1 protein-coding gene is annotated in these 1692 nt (G+C 42.2%); it reads left to right on the top strand.

The window, feature by feature from the left end; translation table 11 throughout:
- The coding region (locus LKK83_RS29980) for a M23 family metallopeptidase (RefSeq protein WP_324635132.1) at positions 1-1483 on the top strand (1483 nt) is incomplete at its 5' end.
- Between the last annotated feature and the right edge of the window lie 209 nt (positions 1484-1692).

Genomic DNA, 1692 nt, shown 5'->3' with positions numbered 1-1692 from the left:
TCATGATGCTGAAACGGGCGCTGGCTTGCTGAATATGACGGCGGCGGTGCATTTGGCGAAGGTGACGAAGCCAGAGGTGGAAGTTGATGAGAAGAGTTTACAGTTTATTCCGTTGACATGGAGTGGGGAAGGTTTAGTGACTCCAATGGAACGGGCAGCAGACCCTGATGTTTCAAGTCCTGGGTCAAGTCAAGTTTCTAATAGTTCCAACCCAGTCAGGACGTTTAGTGATTTCTTGAAGGTTTTTGGCAACACACAAAGTTCAGGTTTTAGAATTTTTTTAAGAAGAATTTTCGATGGGTTTTATCTTCAAAACAAATACAATAATAAAGGACTTGTTGGGCGTCTTCTTTTTCAAACTCATCGAGGCTTGGATAATCGTATTGCCACTCGATATTCAAGCGATGGTCAAAATTGGTCAGCCTGGAAAAAGGAAAATATACCTAATGAAGTAACCTACTATCAGCCTGTAGTTGCAAAACTGAATGGTGTTGCTTACCAGTCTCACGTTGGCAAGGATAAGAAAATCTATACTCGTTCTTCCACTAATGGTATTAACTGGACAGCTTGGAAATCAGCCAATGTTTCCAATGAAGAAACAAACTATGCAGTTGCCATGACAGCTTTAAATGGAAGACTTTACCAGTCTCACGTTGGCAAGGATAAAAAAATCTATACTCGTTCTTCCACTAATGGTATTAACTGGACAGCCTGGAAATCAGCCAATGTTTCCAATGAAGAGGCCTATGGTGATCCTTGGCTAGAAGCATTCAACGGAAAGCTATATCAGTATCATATTGGCAAAGAGGGTTATCTTTATATGCGTTCTTCAAATGATGAACAAAACTGGAGTGCATGGAAAAGAATGGGAAATGCTCGAACTCATTTTCCTGAGAAGAAAGATGGTGGTGGTAAATACTATCCTGAACTTGCTTCTTTCAGTACTGATAAATGGGATATCCAAAGTGGTGATGATAATCAATTCCGACCAAATTCACCCTTTGGTGGTAGCAACCAAATGTGGAAAACCAGTGATACTGTTCGGCAAGTTTATACAGACTTATCCAAAGCGATTTTTGGTTCTCGCGTTCACATGAATGCAGGTTACGCTTACGACCAAAGCTACTATAACGGTTTCGGAAAGTGGCACGCCGGAATTGATATGGGCGCACCTGCTGGTACTCCAATCAAAGCAGTAGTTGGCGGAACAGTAAATTGGGTTAATTCTGATTTCATGGGGATTGACAGTGACGATGGCAATCATTGGGTTTATGGACATCTGGGTACTAAGTATGTATCTCGTGGTCAACGAATAGAAGTTGGACAAACCCTCGCTGTTCTTGATTTTGCCAATCACCTTCACCTAGAAGTTCAACACGGCCATAGTTATAAAAGAACAAATGGCGCTCATCCTAATCAAGGTTATGTTCGTAGTGTAACGATGAGTCCCCTTCAAGCTTATTGGAAACTGCGAAATCGCTAGTAGTGGTATCGCGGTAACCCCAAGGTGGTGGGCTACGGCGGATTAATAGATTGCTTTTATAGCATAGCTTTTAGCCGTCTAACCCACCCTACAAACTACTTAAGAATCAGTTGGTTTCGATAATCAAATTTAGTAGGGTGCGTTCCGGCTTCGTTTAATCCTTGGATTTTGGCAACAAGATTAAGCCAGCCGGAACGCACCGATTCGGG

Origin of the sequence: Phormidium sp. CCY1219, assembly GCF_035615515.1 — a bacterium.
GTDB lineage: Bacteria > Cyanobacteriota > Cyanobacteriia > Cyanobacteriales > Laspinemataceae > CCY1219.
Note: the sequence above shows the minus strand (reverse complement) of the source record. Positions and strands in the feature narration are given on the sequence as shown.